The 18,107-nt window shown below is 33.8% G+C and carries 27 protein-coding genes, 1 pseudogene and 1 other annotated feature; of the genes and pseudogenes, 26 read left to right on the top strand and 2 right to left on the bottom strand.

All coding sequences use genetic code 11. The features are described from left to right. Position 1: 1 nt before the first annotated feature. From O3611_RS02090 to O3611_RS02100, 3 genes are read left to right on the top strand one after another with little or no spacing between them, the layout of a single operon-like run. Positions 2 to 508: a hypothetical protein gene (locus tag O3611_RS02090; RefSeq protein ID WP_371607660.1), complete on the top strand. Its 507-nt coding sequence runs from the start codon at positions 2 to 4 to the stop codon at positions 506 to 508. Beyond that, a complete protein-coding gene (locus O3611_RS02095) occupies positions 505 to 939 on the top strand; it encodes a hypothetical protein (RefSeq protein ID WP_045763321.1) in 435 nt (144 codons plus the stop codon). Before O3611_RS02090 ends, O3611_RS02095 begins: the two co-directional genes overlap by 4 nt. Positions 940 to 958: 19 nt before the next feature. Further along, entirely contained in the window at positions 959 to 1,426 is a 468-nt protein-coding gene (locus O3611_RS02100) for an 8-oxo-dGTP diphosphatase (RefSeq protein ID WP_311523747.1), read from the top strand. Here O3611_RS02100 and O3611_RS02105 read toward each other — a convergent pair. Continuing rightward, on the bottom strand, positions 1,423 to 1,938 hold the full coding sequence (locus tag O3611_RS02105) for a transcription repressor NadR (protein ID WP_075231670.1): 516 nt from the start codon (positions 1,936 to 1,938) through the stop codon (positions 1,423 to 1,425). The genes O3611_RS02100 and O3611_RS02105 overlap by 4 nt on opposite strands. 18 nt (positions 1,939 to 1,956) lie before the next feature. Beyond that, positions 1,957 to 2,484 (bottom strand): ECF transporter S component, encoded by a 528-nt coding sequence (locus O3611_RS02110; protein ID WP_001095969.1) that lies wholly within the window; start codon positions 2,482 to 2,484, stop codon positions 1,957 to 1,959. Positions 2,485 to 2,660: 176 nt separating this feature from the next. Further along, positions 2,661 to 2,796: a sequence feature (ribosomal protein L10 leader region), on the top strand. 38 nt (positions 2,797 to 2,834) lie between these two features. Between O3611_RS02110 and rplJ the strand changes: the two genes are divergently transcribed. The 23 genes and pseudogenes from rplJ to glyQ all read left to right on the top strand — a co-directional run bounded on the left by rplJ (position 2,835) and on the right by glyQ (position 18,036). Continuing rightward, on the top strand, positions 2,835 to 3,335 hold the full coding sequence (rplJ, locus tag O3611_RS02115) for a 50S ribosomal protein L10 (protein ID WP_311518285.1): 501 nt from the start codon (positions 2,835 to 2,837) through the stop codon (positions 3,333 to 3,335). A 73-nt stretch (positions 3,336 to 3,408) separates the two neighbouring features. Then, positions 3,409 to 3,774, top strand: a complete 366-nt coding sequence (gene rplL / locus O3611_RS02120) for a 50S ribosomal protein L7/L12 (RefSeq protein WP_001196968.1) — start codon at positions 3,409 to 3,411, stop codon at positions 3,772 to 3,774. A gap of 324 nt (positions 3,775 to 4,098) precedes the next feature. After that, positions 4,099 to 4,422 carry a DUF2185 domain-containing protein gene (locus O3611_RS02125; RefSeq protein WP_371607661.1) on the top strand — a complete coding sequence of 108 codons (324 nt, stop codon included), beginning with the start codon at positions 4,099 to 4,101 and terminating at the stop codon, positions 4,420 to 4,422. 806 nt (positions 4,423 to 5,228) lie between these two features. Next, the gene (locus O3611_RS02130; RefSeq protein WP_311522384.1) at positions 5,229 to 5,510 is read left to right on the top strand and encodes a hypothetical protein; all 282 of its coding nucleotides are present in this window, start codon (positions 5,229 to 5,231) and stop codon (positions 5,508 to 5,510) included. Positions 5,511 to 5,516: 6 nt separating this feature from the next. Further along, positions 5,517 to 5,873, top strand: a complete 357-nt coding sequence (locus O3611_RS02135; RefSeq protein WP_311522383.1) for an Imm26 family immunity protein — start codon at positions 5,517 to 5,519, stop codon at positions 5,871 to 5,873. A 41-nt stretch (positions 5,874 to 5,914) separates the two neighbouring features. Next, positions 5,915 to 6,196, top strand: a complete 282-nt coding sequence (locus O3611_RS02140; RefSeq protein ID WP_371607662.1) for a hypothetical protein — start codon at positions 5,915 to 5,917, stop codon at positions 6,194 to 6,196. Positions 6,197 to 6,692: 496 nt separating this feature from the next. Beyond that, entirely contained in the window at positions 6,693 to 6,851 is a 159-nt protein-coding gene (locus O3611_RS02145; protein WP_371607865.1) for an HNH endonuclease, read from the top strand. 1 nt (position 6,852) lies between these two features. Then, positions 6,853 to 7,506, top strand: a complete 654-nt coding sequence (locus tag O3611_RS02150; RefSeq protein WP_311522381.1) for a hypothetical protein — start codon at positions 6,853 to 6,855, stop codon at positions 7,504 to 7,506. 199 nt (positions 7,507 to 7,705) lie between these two features. Then, on the top strand, positions 7,706 to 8,335 hold the full coding sequence (locus tag O3611_RS02155; RefSeq protein ID WP_311522379.1) for a hypothetical protein: 630 nt from the start codon (positions 7,706 to 7,708) through the stop codon (positions 8,333 to 8,335). After that, entirely contained in the window at positions 8,332 to 8,676 is a 345-nt protein-coding gene (locus tag O3611_RS02160) for an RHS repeat-associated core domain-containing protein (protein WP_311522378.1), read from the top strand. Before O3611_RS02155 ends, O3611_RS02160 begins: the two co-directional genes overlap by 4 nt. A 35-nt stretch (positions 8,677 to 8,711) precedes the next feature. After that, complete coding sequence (locus O3611_RS02165) at positions 8,712 to 9,317, top strand: immunity 26/phosphotriesterase HocA family protein (protein ID WP_371607663.1); 606 nt, start codon at positions 8,712 to 8,714, stop codon at positions 9,315 to 9,317. 121 nt (positions 9,318 to 9,438) lie between these two features. Further along, positions 9,439 to 9,729: a hypothetical protein gene (locus O3611_RS02170; protein ID WP_371607664.1), complete on the top strand. Its 291-nt coding sequence runs from the start codon at positions 9,439 to 9,441 to the stop codon at positions 9,727 to 9,729. Positions 9,730 to 9,770: 41 nt separating this feature from the next. Continuing rightward, positions 9,771 to 9,875: pseudogene (locus O3611_RS02175) on the top strand (hypothetical protein); the annotation flags it as partial. Between the two features lie 515 nt (positions 9,876 to 10,390). Beyond that, the gene (locus tag O3611_RS02180) at positions 10,391 to 11,038 is read left to right on the top strand and encodes a hypothetical protein (RefSeq protein WP_311522371.1); all 648 of its coding nucleotides are present in this window, start codon (positions 10,391 to 10,393) and stop codon (positions 11,036 to 11,038) included. Between the two features lie 244 nt (positions 11,039 to 11,282). Further along, on the top strand, positions 11,283 to 12,035 hold the full coding sequence (locus O3611_RS02185) for a hypothetical protein (protein ID WP_371607665.1): 753 nt from the start codon (positions 11,283 to 11,285) through the stop codon (positions 12,033 to 12,035). 352 nt (positions 12,036 to 12,387) lie between these two features. Further along, the gene (locus O3611_RS02190) at positions 12,388 to 12,774 is read left to right on the top strand and encodes a barstar family protein (protein WP_371607666.1); all 387 of its coding nucleotides are present in this window, start codon (positions 12,388 to 12,390) and stop codon (positions 12,772 to 12,774) included. Between the two features lie 112 nt (positions 12,775 to 12,886). Next, a complete protein-coding gene (locus O3611_RS02195) occupies positions 12,887 to 13,309 on the top strand; it encodes an SMI1/KNR4 family protein (protein ID WP_371607667.1) in 423 nt (140 codons plus the stop codon). Positions 13,310 to 13,554: 245 nt separating this feature from the next. Next, positions 13,555 to 14,205: a DUF443 family protein gene (locus O3611_RS02200; protein WP_371607668.1), complete on the top strand. Its 651-nt coding sequence runs from the start codon at positions 13,555 to 13,557 to the stop codon at positions 14,203 to 14,205. 374 nt (positions 14,206 to 14,579) lie between these two features. After that, positions 14,580 to 14,996 (top strand): Imm70 family immunity protein, encoded by a 417-nt coding sequence (locus O3611_RS02205; protein WP_371607669.1) that lies wholly within the window; start codon positions 14,580 to 14,582, stop codon positions 14,994 to 14,996. Between the two features lie 416 nt (positions 14,997 to 15,412). Next, positions 15,413 to 15,736, top strand: a complete 324-nt coding sequence (locus O3611_RS02210; RefSeq protein WP_315639252.1) for a hypothetical protein — start codon at positions 15,413 to 15,415, stop codon at positions 15,734 to 15,736. A 78-nt stretch (positions 15,737 to 15,814) separates the two neighbouring features. Next, a complete protein-coding gene (locus O3611_RS02215) occupies positions 15,815 to 16,237 on the top strand; it encodes a hypothetical protein (protein ID WP_371607670.1) in 423 nt (140 codons plus the stop codon). A 108-nt stretch (positions 16,238 to 16,345) separates the two neighbouring features. Next, the gene (locus O3611_RS02220; RefSeq protein ID WP_315639248.1) at positions 16,346 to 16,639 is read left to right on the top strand and encodes a hypothetical protein; all 294 of its coding nucleotides are present in this window, start codon (positions 16,346 to 16,348) and stop codon (positions 16,637 to 16,639) included. 482 nt (positions 16,640 to 17,121) lie between these two features. After that, the gene (glyQ, locus tag O3611_RS02225) at positions 17,122 to 18,036 is read left to right on the top strand and encodes a glycine--tRNA ligase subunit alpha (RefSeq protein ID WP_000038761.1); all 915 of its coding nucleotides are present in this window, start codon (positions 17,122 to 17,124) and stop codon (positions 18,034 to 18,036) included. The last annotated feature ends 71 nt before the right edge of the window (positions 18,037 to 18,107 follow it).

The raw sequence follows: 18,107 nt of genomic DNA on the forward strand, positions 1-18,107 counted from the left end.
AATGAAAAAGAATAAAAGAAATTCAAATACAAAAAAGAATCTCTCAATGAAAGAAAGTTTTCAGCTTTGGATGAATTCTCATAAATTATTAGGTTTCTTCTTGGTATTTGGTCTAATCTTAGGAATAGGACTAGGTATCAATCTTGTTTTTAAACTCCTTCCTATTCCGTCACCCTACAGAGATATCAACTATAGTTTTCCAATATATATAAATCTTTTTTGTCTGGTGTATCGATTATTTGACTATTGGTTCCTAGACTTGACTAGGACAAGAATGACAATAAAAAGATATGCAGAATTATTTATCTATCTTAATAGTATCGGTTTAATAGTTCATCTATTTTTAGGAGTTTGTGGGAAAAATAGTAAAGGGATTTTACCTTCTCTCTTATCCCTAGATCACCGCTACATCTGGTTTCCTATTGCAACTTATCTGATCTTTTTCAGTTTGGCATCTATTATAACTCTAGCGATGAAATATATTGAAAAGAAAAGGAGTCAATCATGATGAAACATCTAACTGTATTTAGGTTTATTTATCTTTTGTGCCTGGTATTTGTACTGCTTCATTTTATCTTAGGGCTTTTTGGTTTAGCCTTTACACCGGTCTTGTGGAATTTCTGGTTCTTTGGTCTTTGTTTAACCCTATTTATCCATCCGTGGACTATCTTTTATAAATCTAGAATCTTTCAATGGCATCATCTGATTTTTCAAGCTCTCAGTGGATTCGTTGCTCTCATAATCTGGTTTATGATATTTTTATTTTTCTCCACGGTTCCAGATTCATCTATGCCTATCAATTTAGACTACTATGTGATTAGGGAAAAAAATGAAATAAGAATCATCAGAGGATTCTTACTCCATGAAATTCATGAATATCATGACTTAGTTAATCCTTTGATTATGAAGTCTAAAGTTAAGTATGTAGAAAAAAATTAAACATTAGAAAGTGAGTCCTATGTCTAGAGCACAATTAACCATTCTAACTAATATTTGTCTAATAGAAGACCTTGAAAATCAGCGCGTGGTTATGCAGTATCGATCGCCTGAAACCAACCGCTGGTCTGGCTATGCTTTTCCAGGAGGTCATGTGGAAGATGGTGAGGCCTTTGCAGAATCTGTTATTCGTGAAATATACGAGGAAACAGGTCTGACGATTCAAAATCCTCAACTTGTCGGCATTAAAAATTGGCCACTAGATACAGGTGGCCGCTATATTGTCGTTTGTTATAAGGCGACTGAGTTCTTTGGTACCCTTCGTTCTTCAGATGAAGGAGAAGTTTCTTGGGTGCAAAAAGACCAGATTCCAAACTTGGATCTGGCCTATGATATGTTACCTTTAATGGAGATGATGGAAGATCCGGATAAGTCTGAATTTTTCTACCCTCGCCGTACAGAAGACGATTGGGAAAAGAAAATCTTCTAATCCTTTACTAAATAACCTAACTTATCCAAGGCCTTCTCGATATAGAGAAGGTCTTGTTCGTTTTCAGCTTCGACTAGGTGATAATGGACGCCATCTGTTAATTCAGAAAGTGGTCTAAAGTCAGACCTTTCGACTTGCTCTAAAAAATGCTGAACGTCCCGACGACAAGAGAGTTTGAGCAAGGTTTCAATTTCTCCATAGACAGGATGATCAATCAAGGTATTCTGAACACGTCCCCCATTATCGACGATAGCTAGAAGTTCTTGACCGATTTCTTCCATCTCGTGCTTTACTTTAAACAGCTTGTGAACATACGGACTGGTTTTGCTTTCTTTATAAATATAGCCACGATTGGTTGATAAGATAGGAGCACCATCAGCACGCAGTACTGCAATGTCCTGAACGATAATCTGGCGAGTGACATGAAAATGTTCTGCTAAGCTTTTTCCGTTTAGAGGTTTTTGAGCTTCTTTTAAGAGTTGTAGAAGTGCTTCTTTTCGATTTTTTGTCATATTCTTCTTTCTTAACGCTTAACGGCGTTTTCTCAATGCTTTATAAACAGCCAAGGCTAGATAATAGTCTACCATACTATGGATAATAGTACCAAATCCAACCAAGACAAACAAGACATAGAACATATTTTTTAAGTCAGTTCCAGTACTAGCATAAAAAATCATACAAGCCAAAACTTCAGCAATAGCATGAACCAAACCAAGTACAAAATTGAAAATCAATGAAGATTTCTTATTGTCCAAGGTTTGAGGATGTTTTTGAAGATAGAAAGCACCCAGACTTCCAAAAAAGATATGGGAAAAGGCGCGAAGTACAATGACAATCGGATACCCAGCCATGAGAAATCCTAAACTAGAAGCTATAATAACAAAGATAGCCATCCATGGCGAGAGAAACATAGCGATAAAAATAGCAACGTGACTTCCTAAAGTGTAGGAAGCGGGAGGAATGACAATTTTAAAGGGCATCACCAAAGGAATCAAAATAGCGATAGCTGTTAGCAATGCGGTCAAGGTCATGAATTGTGTTTTCTTTTGTGTATTCATAATAACTCCTTTTAGCTGTATATACAGTTGTATAGTACAATAAAAAATCAAACAAGTCAAGAACTAAAATTGATTTTTGATGAGATTATCTTGAAATAAGGTTAAAAAATAAATAAATTTTTTAAAAAATAAGAAAAAAACTCTTGCACTAAACAAAGTAGTATGGTATACTTATATACGGTTTGAAAAAACTGCCTAAGACAGTAGGGGAGATCGACTCATAAATATCCTACCGAGGACAAAACGTATCATGTAAAAAGAAGCGTATTGTACTTTCGTGTCTAGGTTTGGGCGCGTTTTTCTTTTGGAAAAATTCCCCAAGCAAAATAATTACGGAGGTGAACACACTAATGAGTGAAGCAATTATTGCTAAAAAAGCAGAACTAGTTGACGTAGTAGCTGAAAAAATGAAAGCTGCTGCATCAATCGTCGTTGTAGACGCTCGTGGTTTGACAGTTGAACAAGATACAGTTCTTCGTCGTGAGCTTCGTGGAAGCGAAGTTGAGTATAAAGTTATTAAAAACTCAATCTTACGTCGTGCAGCTGAAAAAGCTGGCCTTGCAGAACTTGCATCTGTATTTGTTGGACCATCTGCTGTAGCATTTTCTAACGAAGATGTTATCGCTCCAGCGAAAATCTTGAACGACTTTGCTAAAACTGCTGACGCACTTGAAATCAAAGGTGGTGCAATCGAAGGCGCTGTCGCATCAAAAGAAGAAATCGTTGCTCTTGCAACTCTTCCAAACCGCGAAGGACTTCTTTCTATGCTCCTTTCTGTACTTCAAGCGCCAGTGCGCAACGTTGCTCTTGCAGTCAAAGCGGTTGCAGACAACAAAGAAGACGCAGCTTAATCTTAAGCTACGCAGCGTAGCCTAGCTACAAAAATATAAACATAAAATATAAACTTATTTGGAGGAAATAACAATGGCATTGAACATTGAAAACATTATTGCTGAAATTAAAGAAGCTTCAATCCTTGAATTGAACGACCTTGTAAAAGCTATCGAAGAAGAATTTGGTGTAACTGCAGCTGCTCCTGTAGCTGTAGCTGCTGCTGGTGGTGCTGAAGAAGCTGCTAAAGATTCATTTGACGTTGAATTGACAGCTGCAGGCGACAAGAAAGTCGGCGTTATCAAAGTTGTACGTGAAATCACAGGTCTTGGTCTTAAAGAAGCTAAAGAACTTGTTGATGGTGCACCAGGTGTCATCAAAGAAGGCGTTGCAGCTGCAGAAGCTGAAGAAATCAAAGCTAAATTGGAAGAAGCTGGAGCTTCAGTTACTCTTAAATAATAGAGTTTCCATGAAAAATGACCGAAGCTTAGGCTTCGGTTTTTTTATTGGTTGGGATATATAGTGAAATGAAATAGAATCTGAACAAATTTACCAGAGCAGTTAAGTCAATTTTTAGCATTTTTTAGAATTCACAGTGTACAGTTTTGTATAGTAGATTGAATTTAGAATAGTACGTTATGGATTCTAAGAAATCAATTTGACTTTCCTAACCTCTTTGTTCACATCTTATTTCAATCCACTATATAAAAGGTGATGGGTTTGAGTAGTTTGTCTTGTCTGATTCAAGTTAAGAACTAGCTAACATAAATAGAGGTTATAAATGTGAGTAATAAAGGAATGGGATTAGGCGCTTCAATAGTATCTAATAATATTTTAGAAAATAAGGCCAATATAAAATGGATATTACGCGAGAACAGTGTTAATGAGTTAGATAACGGATGGCGTTTTTTATCCGAAATAGATACAGAAGAATATCTATCACATGCTGAAAATATGTCGATATGTGACTGGAGTACAATTCTTGAAATAGAACCAGCAGTATTATCAATTTTTAACATGCCTATTGGAACAGAACTCATACTTATTTACGAAGGTGAGAAGAAGTATTTCATAGATTCAAGTAGTGGTCAAAAATTATCTTACTAGGGTATTGAAACTGACTTCATCTACTTACGATTTCATAGAATGATGAGTGCTATGAAGCGAAAATAGATACTATATAGATTTGGTCTAATCTATCTGAGAAATATTCCTAGTAAAGGACAAGTTTGAGAGAAATCTGAACTTGACAATTGATGCACAAGCTATTATGATAGTCAGAGAACGGATTTAAATATTAAAACATCAGATAAATTAGCAGGAATGATGATTGGAATATAAAAATTAGAGTTGTGATGATAGTTAATCTTAAAGATAAACAAGTATAATTTTTTCCAATCCCAATTGCAAATCTACCAAGCCGCTAGCCTGTGTTTTTTTGACAAAAAAGGAACGACACAATTTTAAAATAGAGTTTCAATGGTCCTTCTTATAGTTCTTAGTTTCCAATGATTATGTTCTTTAGCATTGAAGTAAAGGTATCCCCAAATGGTAACTTTTCTGCTTAAACTAATCTCCGAGTTCATAACTAAAACTCATTTAAAATCAAAAAGAGCAGAAATGTTTACTTCTATAGCAAATATATTCTAGTTCTTTGTTAGAAACTCTTTCTTTACTTTCCTAAAATACTATAAGATTCATTGATTAGTTGGTAATTTCTAAGTTAATAACTGGATTAGGATATTTATTAAGTAGCCTGTCAACAAAAAATGTACTTTGATTTTAATGGAGTGTTAATAGGAAATCCAATTGGTAACTCAAATAAATTGAATAAGATCAACAGCATTAGTCCAAAAAATAAATTTCATGATGAGGCTATTATGTGGGCTCAAAATAATAGATAGGTGGAGATTATGATTTTTAATAACTTGATGAAAGAAAGAAGAGATAAAAAAATTAATAGTCTTCCAAAAGAAGTACAAAGAAAATTAAAAAAGTTTGAAGAGCTTGATTCGAGTGATTATCAACTCCAAGTAATAAAACCTAGTAATGATTTGCCTAAAGAAGGGGATCTGTTTGTTTTATCCCCCAAAAAAGGATATTATTTTTTGGGGAAAGTTATGGAATTAAACATTGTATCAAGCAATAGCCTGATGAGTGGAAGCTATGTTGTCGTAATATTTTCAACATGTTGAAATACTATGGATATCGAAATATTTAAACCTAACTATCATGAATTGTTGACGGATCCTTTTATTGTTAATAATCAATATTGGGAAAAAGGTTACTTTTACGTAATTAAACATTCTCCTCTCAGTGAAGAAGAGAAAAAACTGGAGATAGGATTCTATAAGATTCATCCTTTAGGAGATTCATTTTGTACTTCAAGTGGAGAGCGTTTAGAACATGAACCTCAGATTTTAGGAATGTACGGACTTTGTACAATTACAGGAGTAGCTGCTGAAATTAACCGTTCATTAATTATGAATCCATCTATTATTCCTAATTTTGTATTAAAGAATGATAATCTGTCTACAAAAAAATTGATAGTTTCATAAAAAATGATGAAGGTATAATTACGATAGATATTGGAGACAAATTGGTTAGAGAAATTTCAAATTATATTGAAGTACATTTTGGAATTTACATGAATGGTTATAATTGGGAAAAATTTTTAGATTCTTACTTCCGTAAAAGTAAGATGAAGAAATTTGAAGATTTAGAGATGAATACAGATGCTGGAACCATTGAGTTACACTTTTTAGGCGGGGATTTCGGCATGAATAAAAATCTATATGACCAGATTGTTTATTTATTTATGAATCCGCAAATAATCTATTCTTTTATAAGTAAATATAATAACGAAATTATGTGGGAATGACACTGTCTCGTTAAACTCTTTAGCTTCTACTTTTTGTGAGCTGTTTTTTACACATTACGTAAATACAGATGGAATTTTAATTATATTATACTGAAGAACCAATAGTTGTTTTTTATAAAACCGAATTAGGGACTTGACGTGAAGAACAATGTATCAACTAATTTTCAAATATCTCAAATCATATTGTTTATTACATGGAGTAATGATGAAATAGTGGAGTGGACAAATGATTTGAGAAACATTATATATTTTAAAAAAGGATTACTGACTGAATAAGTAGTACAAAAGACGGTGAAGAGTATCTTAGAATTATTAAAAGTGGAAATTAGAATGTTGTTACCTTTTCAGAGAATACTAAAAGTAGTTAACACATTTCATTCTAAAATGGAGTGATACAGTAGGTGAAACAATAAGTGATGCGATTCAAAAGGAATTCATTATAAAAGAGAATAGGGTAAGAAATGGTGGAGTAGTTCGTTCAGACTTACCTGTAGAAATTTTATATAAACCTCAAAAAGCTGGTAAACATAACGAGTGGCAAATAGATCATATTATTCCTAAAACCAAAGGTGGTTCTAATAGCTATGCTAATGCACAGTTTTTTCCTAGATTTGAGAATAGAATGAAATCTGATGATGATTCAGGAGGTGATTGAGATGTCTTATGATGTAAATGTAAAGACTTTATATGAAGGATGTTATTTAGCAAGTATTTCTTGCGCAGTTATGTCTGCTAAATTTCCAGAACTATCTTTTGAGCACTCTTGGGACGGGGCTAGTTATTCCGTTCAGGATGGTTTTGGCAGTCGAGGAACTGTTACGTTTCAAAATGATGTTTGTGTATGTGCTATTCGGTCTGATAATAGTGAACGTTTAAGCCATTTCCTTCCTTATACATACTATTTTGAAAATTGTCCAGTTCAAAATTTTCGATTGGCTGAGGAAGAGACCTTGCAATATCTATTGGATGAAAGGAATGGAGAAATTCTCCCAGTTATTACAGCTTGTTTCTGGAATAACGGGAATGAGTTAGAATCTAATGATAGTTGGAAGGATATATTCTCTAACGGTGGAGATATTTTGATTCCTCAACTCTCTTCTTTTGAAATCGGTTTAGAGCATTGGAAAAATTACTATGATATGAATACAGCGGAGTTGAATTTAGTTGTAAAGTTATTCAAAGAAAAAGTGTCTAATCCGCAACAAGATATCAGACTGGCTGATGATGTAGAAATCTTATCTAAATATGGATTAGAGGGCTTTAAGGAAGCTAAGGGATTATTAGAAGGCATGTGCATTTATGTGGATTAGTAGACAATCTGTTAATTAAAATCAATAAATCTCTTGAAGATTTTCTTCAGGAGATTTTACTTATGGTTCACTATAAAGTTTACTGCTAGCTGACTATGTTGCTATAAACATCGCTTTTGAGAAGAACTCAGAAAAGCTAGACTACATCTACGACACCGAGAACTGCCTGCTTGCGATCAAGAACAAGAAGGGTCTTCTCATGGCTGCACTTTACGACGGAGATGAGAATCGTGTTTTCACTGCTAGCCGCAAGGAAGGCAAGTACACCTATCAACTCTTCCAACGCAAAGCCGAGGATACTCAATCTGGGGATCAGGTAACGCATGCAGGTAGAGATAAGTCAGGTCGTAAGTCGCCATATACAGCTCCAAGTGGGGAAGAAAACTCCCTCTTCTGGTATGGCTTTAGCCAGAATGTCCTCCAATCCCTATCCACCCTACCACAGACAGTAGGAAGCATCTGGCACAGCATCTTTGACAATGTGTTGAGAGCCTACCACCAGAAAGTGGCTAAGGGTCGAGAAACTAAGGAAGGAATCGTCGTCAATCCACCAGAACTTGGGAACCTACCTGGACAGGGAGAAGTAACCTATGCCAGTCAGGTTCAGGATGTCCTCATCCCTTATACCATACGAGAGGATACCTACAACTACTACGAGGAACGCAACTATGTCAATGATATCAATCGTGAACATATAGAAGTCCTTGAAACCTATGACCATGATGTCAAGGCTCTAGAAACCTATAGCTATGGTCAGGTTCGAGCTAGCTACCTCAACAACCAAACAGGTGACAGCTACAACTACTTGGAAAATAGTCGGGCTCTGTGACAGGTTTGACCAAGGATGGAAAAGCCGTCGCATCAATCAGCTATAACTTCTCTGGGGCAAGAAAGACAAGCACAGACACAACAGGTCAGGCCTTTGCCTATAACAGCGAAGCCCGTGACGATACTGGACTTGACTATTTACGCGCAAGATATTATGATAGTCAGGGAGGTACTTTCTTAACCGAGGATAGCTACCCAGGTGAGGACACAGAGCCTCTCAGCCAGAACCGCTACAGCTATGTGCAGAACAACCCCGTCAACTACACCGACCCGAGTGGGTACTTCTGGAACAGTATCAAAAAAGGTTGGAACTATGTTAAAAAGACGGTCTCTAATGCATGAAATGGTGAAAAATATCTTAATGTAGGAAATGAATAATGAATACAAATCTAATAGCTTTAAGAAGAAAAGAACATTTTGAGAGTTTAAATTTAGAAATTCAGAAGGAGTTAGATGACTTTTATGATACAAAGGCAGCTACTCATCAACTAAAAGTGATTAAAAAAAGCAGGTCAATTCCAAAAGTGGGAGATGTATTTCTTGTGTCTCCTAGGGAGGGAATCTACTTTTATGGTAAAGTGCTGGTTGCTAATATAGTTAGAAAAGTTCCGGATTCTTTTGTGGAAGGAAAACATGTTGTATTTATCTTTAAAGGAAATACTCATGAAAAAAATATTGATAAATACAAGCCAGATTATTCTAACTTGTTAATTCCGCTTGCTATTGTAGGTGATGAATATTGGAAAAAAGGATATTTCCATACTATCGCTAATATTCCCTTAACAGAGGAAGAGAAAAATCTGGATTTCGGCTTTTATAAACTTAATTTAAAAGGTAACTTTTTCTGTAAAGAGACTGGGGAATTATTGGATAAAGAGCCTAAATTATTAGGGATGCATGGAATAACAACCATCAGTGGAATAGGAAAGGAAATTGAAAGAGAATTAATTATTAATCCCTCCTTATTAGAAGAAACTGAGTAGTTTGAACTTTGCGATAATCATTAAAAACTACAGACATGACAGGGAATCCATTCGCCTAATGAATCTTCTCTTGATATAACAAATCGTATTGTAAATTATGATGAAAATTAGGAGGAAGCTAATGAAATATTATAGAACTTATTGGGAGCAGTCATCTCTTGAATATGCAACATGGATATTTTCAGAAGTTGATAATCAGGGGTATGAGATTAGAAAACTAGAAATTTTTTTAGATGGAAAAATTAGTTATTATGATGCTAATACTCCCTTTGAGTTGGGTGAATTTCCTACCGATGAAGATTTAGAATCTATCAACGATAGTGAGGAAATTACCGTAATAGAAATTTCAAAAAATGATTTTGAAAAAACATTACAACTTTTTAATGCTAAAAATCAGATGGGGGGCCAATAATGGAATACTATCGAACTTATTGGTAACATGATGATGATTATCCTGTTTGGATTTATTCTGAAATTGATAATCATAGATACGATACTAGAAGAATTGAAATATTTCGGAATGGAAGTGCCAAATATTTTGATAATAGAACTCCATAGAACGCTTTGATATATATGTGTGATTATGAGAGTGAGACTGTCGGGTAATGGTCAGTAGTGGAGTAGTAATATTCAAATAGTTGAAGCTCCTTAGGCTGATATTGCGATGACGAAGCATCTACCAATGACAGTAGAAAATTTCTAAATGTTTGCGGTTAATCGTGTACTTTAATATCTAAAGCACGATATTGGAAAAATAAATTATCTGCTGCAGAATATAGAATTTAGAGATAATGCTCCTCCATATCAGATCTTTGAATGAGAGTCAATAAAGGGATTGGTCTGCCGATGAATGATTTTACAATACCAGGAAATGTCATTACTAAGAAAATAGAATCTGATCATATATTCCCAAAGAAAAAATTTGTTACTTTGGAGGGATTTGATAAGAAAAGAAGTAATCTTAGAAAGGAAACTTCAGAGCATGATAGATAACTTTATCTATGATAAATAAATTGGAGGTAGTTTATGAATAAAAATTAAATTTTTTAAAGAAATATGTGCCATCTGGAGAGATGGTCGAGATTTTATCTAATTTTGAAAATCTGTCCAATCATCCTATTCCACAATATTGGCGGGATGCGTTTCAAACATCAGATTTTTCTAAAAGAAAACAAATCATCCTAGGAGAATGGAAAAAATATCTAGCTGAGGAACTCAGCAATACAATCTCATATCTAGAGGAATTTTCAGAAGATATAGATCTTATCAAAATTGGAAACAATTACTCATTGCTTTATTCGATTAGAACGTATCAAAGCAATAGCTTGGTTTTTTATGAGGGCAAAATGCCGATTTCGGACCAAGAGTTTACAGATCACTTTAATCAGTCCAAACTAGAACTTGACGGAAGTATCCGTGATTTCTATACACACATTCATGCAGGTTTTAATGATTTTACCAGTAAAAGCATGGGCTTAGACGATCTAGATATGATTGAACCAATAGCTGATTATGATTGGGAATTTGAGGAACAGTTAACAAATGACATTTCCAGTTATTACAATTTTTTTAGCAATGGTATGGGAACGTATCTCGTATTAGACTTGTCTAAACCAATAGATGAAGGAGGTGTATTTTGGTCAAAGGATGAGTTGCCAGAATATCCGATACCTTTTTGGGATTATGTAGATGAATGGATAATTATCGGTTTAGATTTTTGATGACATAGGATTATGAGTTAAATCAATCTAAAATCTCTTGAGGAATTTATTCTTCAGGAGATTTTTTTACTTATGGTGTCATATAAAGTTTACTTATAGCTCAGATAGAATAAGTTTGAGAGAAAGCTGAACTTGACAATTGATGCACAAGCTATTATGATAGTCAGAGAACTGATTTAGGTTTTAAAGCATCAGATAAAATAGCAAAATTGACGATTGAGATATAAAAATGAGATATTGAGGTATGAAAGTGTGTAGAGTAATAAAGTTATTTACGGATAAGATTTCTTCAGAGCACTTGGATTTTTCTTTTCAGATTGCTCATGAAACTCAAGATGCAGATATAGTTCAGGTATATGATGGAATCCAGAAATTCAATTTATCAGTTAATTATATTAAGTATCTATCGTTTGTTAGTAAAAAGTATAGTGAACTATATAATAAAGAATATGAGCTTGATGGCTATGGAATCTACCAAGTTTTTGATAGTAAATTATCGAAAGAAGTTAGTTATCGATCTTGTGGTATATGGTCAGCTGATGATTTTAATCATTATGTTTTCCTTTCTAATAAAGGCATGATGGAAATACTCATAAATGTTTCCTTGACATTTAAATTTGAAAAAACAGCTACTGAACTGCAAAAAATATCGGGCGTCCCCTTGAAAATAAGTGAAGTAGGAAACATCGAGAAAGGTTTATATTATGTAGAAGCTAGTTTAACCAATGACGATGAACTCTATGTTAAAATCAGTGATAAACTTATAAAATGTGACGGTTATGTTGCTTTTAGATTGATTGATGAAGGACTGGATTTACGTTCAATTGAATCGGAATATGAGTTAGATATCGCTACTATCCATCCCGAAAATCATTTTGTTTATCAAGTTTTAAATGGTGGATTTATGGGGCTTGCCCAATCTATTTTATCGAGTTATAAGGTTATAAATACTTTGAATTACAATGCCTATTTATTAGTTTATGAGGGCGCTACTTAAGACTGCACAAATTGTAAAAGAGTGGTGGTCTTAGTAAAGGACTTGCCTACTTTAGAAAATTCACCCAATACCCCAACAAATCCTAACAGCCAAAAAATTTATTGATACACATATTGATAAGCATATCAAGGTTGTAGTAAGAGTTGAAGAATGACTAATGGATTCCTAGAGGCCTCTTACGTTTATCAAAAGTTAACCATTAGATTATGCCCAAAAATGTATAAAGTAATGCTTGAATGGGGATGGAGAAAGGCCAACAAGAACTACTAGAGTTGCGGAGTGTTGGATAAAAAAAGTGATACTAGTATGAATTTGAAAAAATTTTTAAACAGTTTATGAAGGGGAACTTTAAGTGAATGTTTATAGAAGAATAACAAAGTTAGAGAAAAACTATTTAATGGTTAAGTCTTTTAATGATTTCAATCTAAATATTGATGGAAAAAAAGTACAAAGTGAAAGAGATGCGATAGAGATATTAGCGAACAGTTTTAATATTGATGATCTCCAAGATGGTAATTGGGATGCATTATTTGACCGCCTTCAACGTTCTAATTATATACATCCAGAGAGAATTAATATTTTTCTTAACAATTCAAGAGATCTTTTTATCAAGGATGCAAACTCTAAAAATACTTTTTTAGAAATATTATCTGATACAGTTTCATGGTGGGAAGAAGATGTTGAAAGATACATAGTTGATGGAAAAAGAAAAATATTCAATGTGTATCTGCTAGATTAATACTAATTGTTTGATATGATATAAATACAAGCATTTCTGTCAGGCAGATAATAACTAGATAAGTTGGACAAACGCTAATAGTTCAAAAAATTTAAATAAATATAGGTGGATTATGATTGATGAACTGAAAAAGAAGATTGCTTCTTCCGAGGGTGTGGACTTTGCACCATTTGGAGAGGGGATTTCTGATGAATGGATTATAAAAGCTGAGAAAAGATTAAATTTTACTTTTCCTGAAACATATAAGTGGTGGCTGAAAAATTATATGGGTGGAGAAATTTATGGAGAAGAAATATTCAGTATTTATGGATTAGATTTTGATACGGTTGTGGGAGGTGATATTGTTTACATAAACGAACTGAATAGAAAGCAAGGATTTAGTAACTCTGAACAATTAGTCATCTGTGAAGGGGAAGATGGCATGTTTTATTTTCAAAAACAGGAAAGTTTGACCAATGAGTTAGCAGTTTTTAGAGATGGAGAATATTATGCTAGCGATTTTATTGAATTTCTCATAAAAAGAATAGACGGCTAGTATATTTTAAAGAATCTATTGGGCTAAAAAAGTAGGGATTATGCTCAGTAATGATAGATAGGAATTCTAAAAAACATCAGTCGATAAGATTTTGTTTTGGCTATGTAGATGATGTGGTAACTATTGTAAAAATATAATCACAATATTGCTTGCCTTGATGACGGACTTGATTGTCTGGGAAGTAAAATAGATAATGGGACTGCCTCATTATTTGATCCTAAAAAGCGCTTAGGACGGAGGTAAAAGTGCAGTTGGTACTTATAAATAGCTTGTATAAAAATGTAAGATATCGTGTTTTTGAATGGAATAGCAAGTACTACTTATTGGATTGTGATGCTAGTATTTTATTGCTTTTCTTTCCAATGTTTGCTTTTTTTAGAACTCATAAATGTTATTGTATAGAGCCTGAAGAATACAAGACATTGCTTTCTTCAACTTATTCTGATATAAAACCATATCAGTTTGTAGGAGCAACTTTATGTATTATTTCCGGTACGACACTATTAAGGAGGTATTTAGTTAAGGATTTGTTACCTGAACTTCCAAATGTAGCAGCAGTATCGAAATTCGGTTTATTATTTATAAGCTTATTCTTCGTGTTGGGGTTTAGATTTCAATATTCTCATAAAAAAAGACTTTCACTCGACTATGAAGGTCGCCCCTATGTATTTGTCAAAATGTCGCCTGCTAACTGGAAAATGGCAGTTGGTAAAATAATGGGTTATTTCATCCTCTTATTTCTACTCTTGTGGTGTGTTTATACTATTGTGGTAACAGATGAAGTTGATTCTTTTATTATATTAGGAATAACTCCGTTTTTATTATTTTTACTGATGTTCGCCAATATTTCTTTTTGGGATTTAAAGGAATATCAGATAGTTTTAAAATCCGAGTAAAAATTCCATCTAATCTTTAAAATTACTAGTACGATGCTAGTGGTTACAGTTGAAAATATTAGAGGAAGTTTAAGAGATAAATTAGTCAGACACGACCAAAGTAATCAACAATCTTATTTATCTGTAAACATGCTCTCCTAGGAAATCAAAGGAAATTAAAGATTGAATAGGATATTTACAATTAAAGCACAGATGTATAAAAGTTTGATCTCGACCATAAACATTGGAAAGACAATTTGCTAGAGATAGCGCATAATAGATAGAAAAAGGGGATAGCATTTGCTAATCTTCAGTAAACAGATGATTTTATTAACAATAATAGGACATCTGTTGATGTAGAAGTAATATTTAAGAATAATTTGGAGGTGGATTTTATGTCTGTAGGCTTAATGGTAGGTTATAATTGGTGGACAGTAGGAGAAGGGAGCTTTTTTAATTCATTATTTTCGACTATATATGTTCAGTTGGAGAATAAAGACTGGGGAAGTAAGTATCCCGTTATCATGAATAAACTTTATTTTGGCGATATTCCTTTGGAAGATATTGAGAGTGGAATAGCAGAGTTGTTATCTATTCAAGAAGAGTTGAAAAAATTTCCACCTCACGACATCATATGGGATTTTGAAGATTTGTCAGTCACTCCTCCTTGGGGTAATCAAATTGCTTCCCATATCACAAATTTATCTCAATATTTCATAACTAGTTCAGGAAGTGATTTATTTGAAGTTATGTTGACTTGTTTTAGATTTGCACTCGAGGAAGGTAAAAATGTAGTTGTAAAAAGTATCTGAAGAAGGATTTTCTAAAAATTTTTTAAATCCAATGAGCCATTAAAATTATTGAAACACCGATTTTTATTATTTCATATAACTCTAAGGTGTAAAAAATAAACTGATTTTGTAGATTTTTGAAATGTCATCATTTTGAATACAGCCGTAAATAAAATCTGACTTATTAAACTATCATGGAAACTATTTGTTTAAATGCTAAACGCTAAATCACCTATCTATGGTCATATTTTTATTGTTAAATTTTATAATATAGAGTGATGTGTTATATGTAATTGTGTAGAGGAGGGAAAAAACTGGATAATATAGTACTACGAAGTGAGTGGTTCGATGAATCGGAAAAATTTTGCGAAGTTAGGCTTACTTGTGAAACAAAGTTTCTAACAATTTATCAAGTATGCTATCTCTTTGAGGATGAGATGACGAAGGTATTACTGACCATGGATGACTATATAGAAAATCCTAATCTAGTAAGAAAGATCATTTTTGGAGATGATAGGGGTGGTGGAAGTGGTTATTTTGTTTTCACTTTTGCACCTATTAATGTAAGAGAAGAGTTAAATATTGAAGTGGATATGGAAGTAGCAGATAATGACGAGGGGCTCCATCGATGTCAATTCTATGTCAAAACTCAATTGGAAAATCTAAAGCATTTTAGAAATCATTTGCCTAGAATTTTTTCAAAAGACTATAAAAGGGCAGTAACATTACACGATGAACAAACTAGAAATGTAATGATTTAGCAAGCGTTTCTCGTTTATTCTATAGATGTATGCATTTTTAATTAGATTATAATTAAAAAAATTGAAGGGGAGGGACTTGTGGATATTTTAAAGCTAGAGGAAGAGATTAAGGGGACGAACTACTGGGACGCCTATGCATTAGATTTTAGAGCTTCATTTTTTGGAGATGAATGTAGACTCTATATTGAAGTTGAAAATGGTAAATCGGATCAGTATTGCTGGGAGATAGTCTTCTATCGTTGTTTTAAGGTTAACTATGAGACGGACGCGGGTTGGACATGTTTTGAAAGTGAAACTGGCACAAGAAATTTCAATATGAAAGATATTCCTTTTGAAAATCTCATGTCTCACACTGTACATGACATTAGACTTATTGAAGCGAAAAATAATATGATACAAGCTACAATTACTTTATCAAGTATGTTAATTGACATTGTATACCAAGATATTCAAGTCTCTAAAGTTATGGTGAGTGAACAGAACTTCTTTTGGAAGGTTTAGTTTTGCTAATGATAAATGTTTAAACTAGAAAAACTCTAAGTTAAAAACTTTTTGCAGAAATCATTAAGACTGGCCCTTCAGTCAAAATCGGTATATGAAGAAAACTGGATGAATAGAATTAAAATCGTTCAAGAAAATGGAGCTTATCATATGCATACAAGGGATGAAGAAATTTTGTTATTGAAAAAAACGATAGCAAAAGATAAATTTCCGATTGTTGTCTATTCTGTAAGTAATTTTTCAGTCGCAAGAAAGAGAAATATTTCCCTCTGTACTGGAAATACTGAAAAAATCGATATTTTACTGCTCTTTTATGCAATCCAGTATATTAGTGGATTTGACTTTTTAGACATCAATTCCTTAGCTACCTCTTTTACCAATTTAATCATCGTTTTTCAATAAGGAAGAAGTATTTAGAAATGCTTCTAGAAAGTAGAAGATCATATCGTCTAAAAGCAATTATCTTGTATTTTTTATCAGCCCTTCTTATAAAAATGTGTCATTGAAGTTTGTATTTTTAGTTTTAGGAATATTATTGAATAATGCTATTTTTAATATTCTAAAGAATTGCAAAGATCTCTAAGATTTAATACCGAGAAAAATACAAGAGTGATGATAAAATAATTTTACTTTTTCATTCCTTTTTGATATAATAGACAACAAGAAAGAATATCTTATCAGTAAATCCCAAGCGAGCCTGTGATAGTGAGAGTCAGGTGATTGAGAGATGAGTGTGGCGCTTTTGGTAAATTTTAAAAAATAATGAAGTAATAAATTAGGGTGGAACCGCGTTTCTGACGCCCCTAGGTCACTTGACTTAGGAGCAAAGACACGGTTCTTTTTGTATTCTAAGTCGCAAGAAATTATAGAAAAAGGAGTAAATAATGTCTAAAAAACTAACCTTTCAAGAGATTATCTTGACTTTGCAACAATACTGGAATGATCAGGGTTGTATGCTGATGCAGGCTTATGATAATGAAAAAGGTGCGGGAACTATGAGTCCTTACACTTTCCTTCGTGCTATCGGTCCTGAGCCATGGAATGCAGCTTATGTTGAGCCATCACGTCGTCCAGCAGACGGTCGTTACGGGGAAAATCCAAACCGTCTTTACCAACACCATCAATTCCAAGTGGTTATGAAACCATCACCATCAAACATTCAAGAACTCTACCTTGAGTCATTGGAAAAATTGGGTATCAATCCTTTGGAACATGATATTCGCTTCGTTGAAGATAACTGGGAAAACCCATCAACTGGATCTGCAGGTCTTGGTTGGGAAGTTTGGCTTGACGGTATGGAAATCACTCAATTCACTTACTTCCAACAAGTCGGTGGCTTGGCAACTGGTCCTGTTACAGCTGAAGTTACTTATGGTTTAGAGCGTTTAGCTTCTTATATTCAGGAAGTAGACTCAGTTTACGATATCGAGTGGGCTCCTGGTGTTAAATACGGTGAAATCTTCCTTCAACCAGAATACGAACACTCAAAATACAGCTTTGAAGTTTCTGATCAAGATATGCTTCTTGAAAACTTTGAGAAATTCGAAAAAGAAGCAGGACGTGCTTTGGAATTGGGACTTGTACACCCAGCCTATGACTACGTTTTGAAATGTTCACATACCTTCAACTTGCTTGATGCTCGTGGAGCAGTATCCGTTACAGAACGTGCTGGTTATATCGCTCGTATCCGTAACTTAGCCCGTGTTGTAGCCAAAACCTTTGTCGCAGAACGTAAGAAACTTGGTTACCCACTTCTTGACGAAGCCACACGCGCTCAACTCCTAGCAGAAGAGGAATAATAAAAATAGTTACAAGAATAGAAAAAGGGCGAACAAAGTGAGCCCGTATGGCACTGAGAGGCAAGTCGAAG

This window comes from Streptococcus sp. 27098_8_91 (genome assembly GCF_041432385.1).
Lineage (GTDB): Bacteria > Bacillota > Bacilli > Lactobacillales > Streptococcaceae > Streptococcus.

What these genes read in the sequence shown, in the direction of transcription:
- O3611_RS02180 (WP_311522371.1), top strand. Translation starts at nt 10,391, where the DNA reads ATGGTCGAGATTTTATCTAATTTTGAAAATCTGTCCAATCATCCTATT.
- O3611_RS02210 (WP_315639252.1), top strand. Translation starts at nt 15,413, where the DNA reads ATGACGAAGGTATTACTGACCATGGATGACTATATAGAAAATCCTAAT.
- O3611_RS02150 (WP_311522381.1), top strand. Translation starts at nt 6,853, where the DNA reads ATGTCTTATGATGTAAATGTAAAGACTTTATATGAAGGATGTTATTTA.
- rplJ (WP_311518285.1), top strand. Translation starts at nt 2,835, where the DNA reads ATGAGTGAAGCAATTATTGCTAAAAAAGCAGAACTAGTTGACGTAGTA.
- O3611_RS02165 (WP_371607663.1), top strand. Translation starts at nt 8,712, where the DNA reads ATGAATACAAATCTAATAGCTTTAAGAAGAAAAGAACATTTTGAGAGT.
- O3611_RS02100 (WP_311523747.1), top strand. Translation starts at nt 959, where the DNA reads ATGTCTAGAGCACAATTAACCATTCTAACTAATATTTGTCTAATAGAA.
- O3611_RS02095 (WP_045763321.1), top strand. Translation starts at nt 505, where the DNA reads ATGATGAAACATCTAACTGTATTTAGGTTTATTTATCTTTTGTGCCTG.
- O3611_RS02195 (WP_371607667.1), top strand. Translation starts at nt 12,887, where the DNA reads ATGATTGATGAACTGAAAAAGAAGATTGCTTCTTCCGAGGGTGTGGAC.
- O3611_RS02170 (WP_371607664.1), top strand. Translation starts at nt 9,439, where the DNA reads ATGAAATATTATAGAACTTATTGGGAGCAGTCATCTCTTGAATATGCA.
- rplL (WP_001196968.1), top strand. Translation starts at nt 3,409, where the DNA reads ATGGCATTGAACATTGAAAACATTATTGCTGAAATTAAAGAAGCTTCA.
- O3611_RS02185 (WP_371607665.1), top strand. Translation starts at nt 11,283, where the DNA reads ATGAAAGTGTGTAGAGTAATAAAGTTATTTACGGATAAGATTTCTTCA.
- O3611_RS02090 (WP_371607660.1), top strand. Translation starts at nt 2, where the DNA reads ATGAAAAAGAATAAAAGAAATTCAAATACAAAAAAGAATCTCTCAATG.
- O3611_RS02205 (WP_371607669.1), top strand. Translation starts at nt 14,580, where the DNA reads ATGTCTGTAGGCTTAATGGTAGGTTATAATTGGTGGACAGTAGGAGAA.
- O3611_RS02130 (WP_311522384.1), top strand. Translation starts at nt 5,229, where the DNA reads ATGATTTTTAATAACTTGATGAAAGAAAGAAGAGATAAAAAAATTAAT.
- O3611_RS02155 (WP_311522379.1), top strand. Translation starts at nt 7,706, where the DNA reads ATGGCTGCACTTTACGACGGAGATGAGAATCGTGTTTTCACTGCTAGC.
- glyQ (WP_000038761.1), top strand. Translation starts at nt 17,122, where the DNA reads ATGTCTAAAAAACTAACCTTTCAAGAGATTATCTTGACTTTGCAACAA.
- O3611_RS02135 (WP_311522383.1), top strand. Translation starts at nt 5,517, where the DNA reads ATGGATATCGAAATATTTAAACCTAACTATCATGAATTGTTGACGGAT.
- O3611_RS02110 (WP_001095969.1), bottom strand. Translation starts at nt 2,484, where the DNA reads ATGAATACACAAAAGAAAACACAATTCATGACCTTGACCGCATTGCTA.
- O3611_RS02105 (WP_075231670.1), bottom strand. Translation starts at nt 1,938, where the DNA reads ATGACAAAAAATCGAAAAGAAGCACTTCTACAACTCTTAAAAGAAGCT.
- O3611_RS02220 (WP_315639248.1), top strand. Translation starts at nt 16,346, where the DNA reads ATGAATAGAATTAAAATCGTTCAAGAAAATGGAGCTTATCATATGCAT.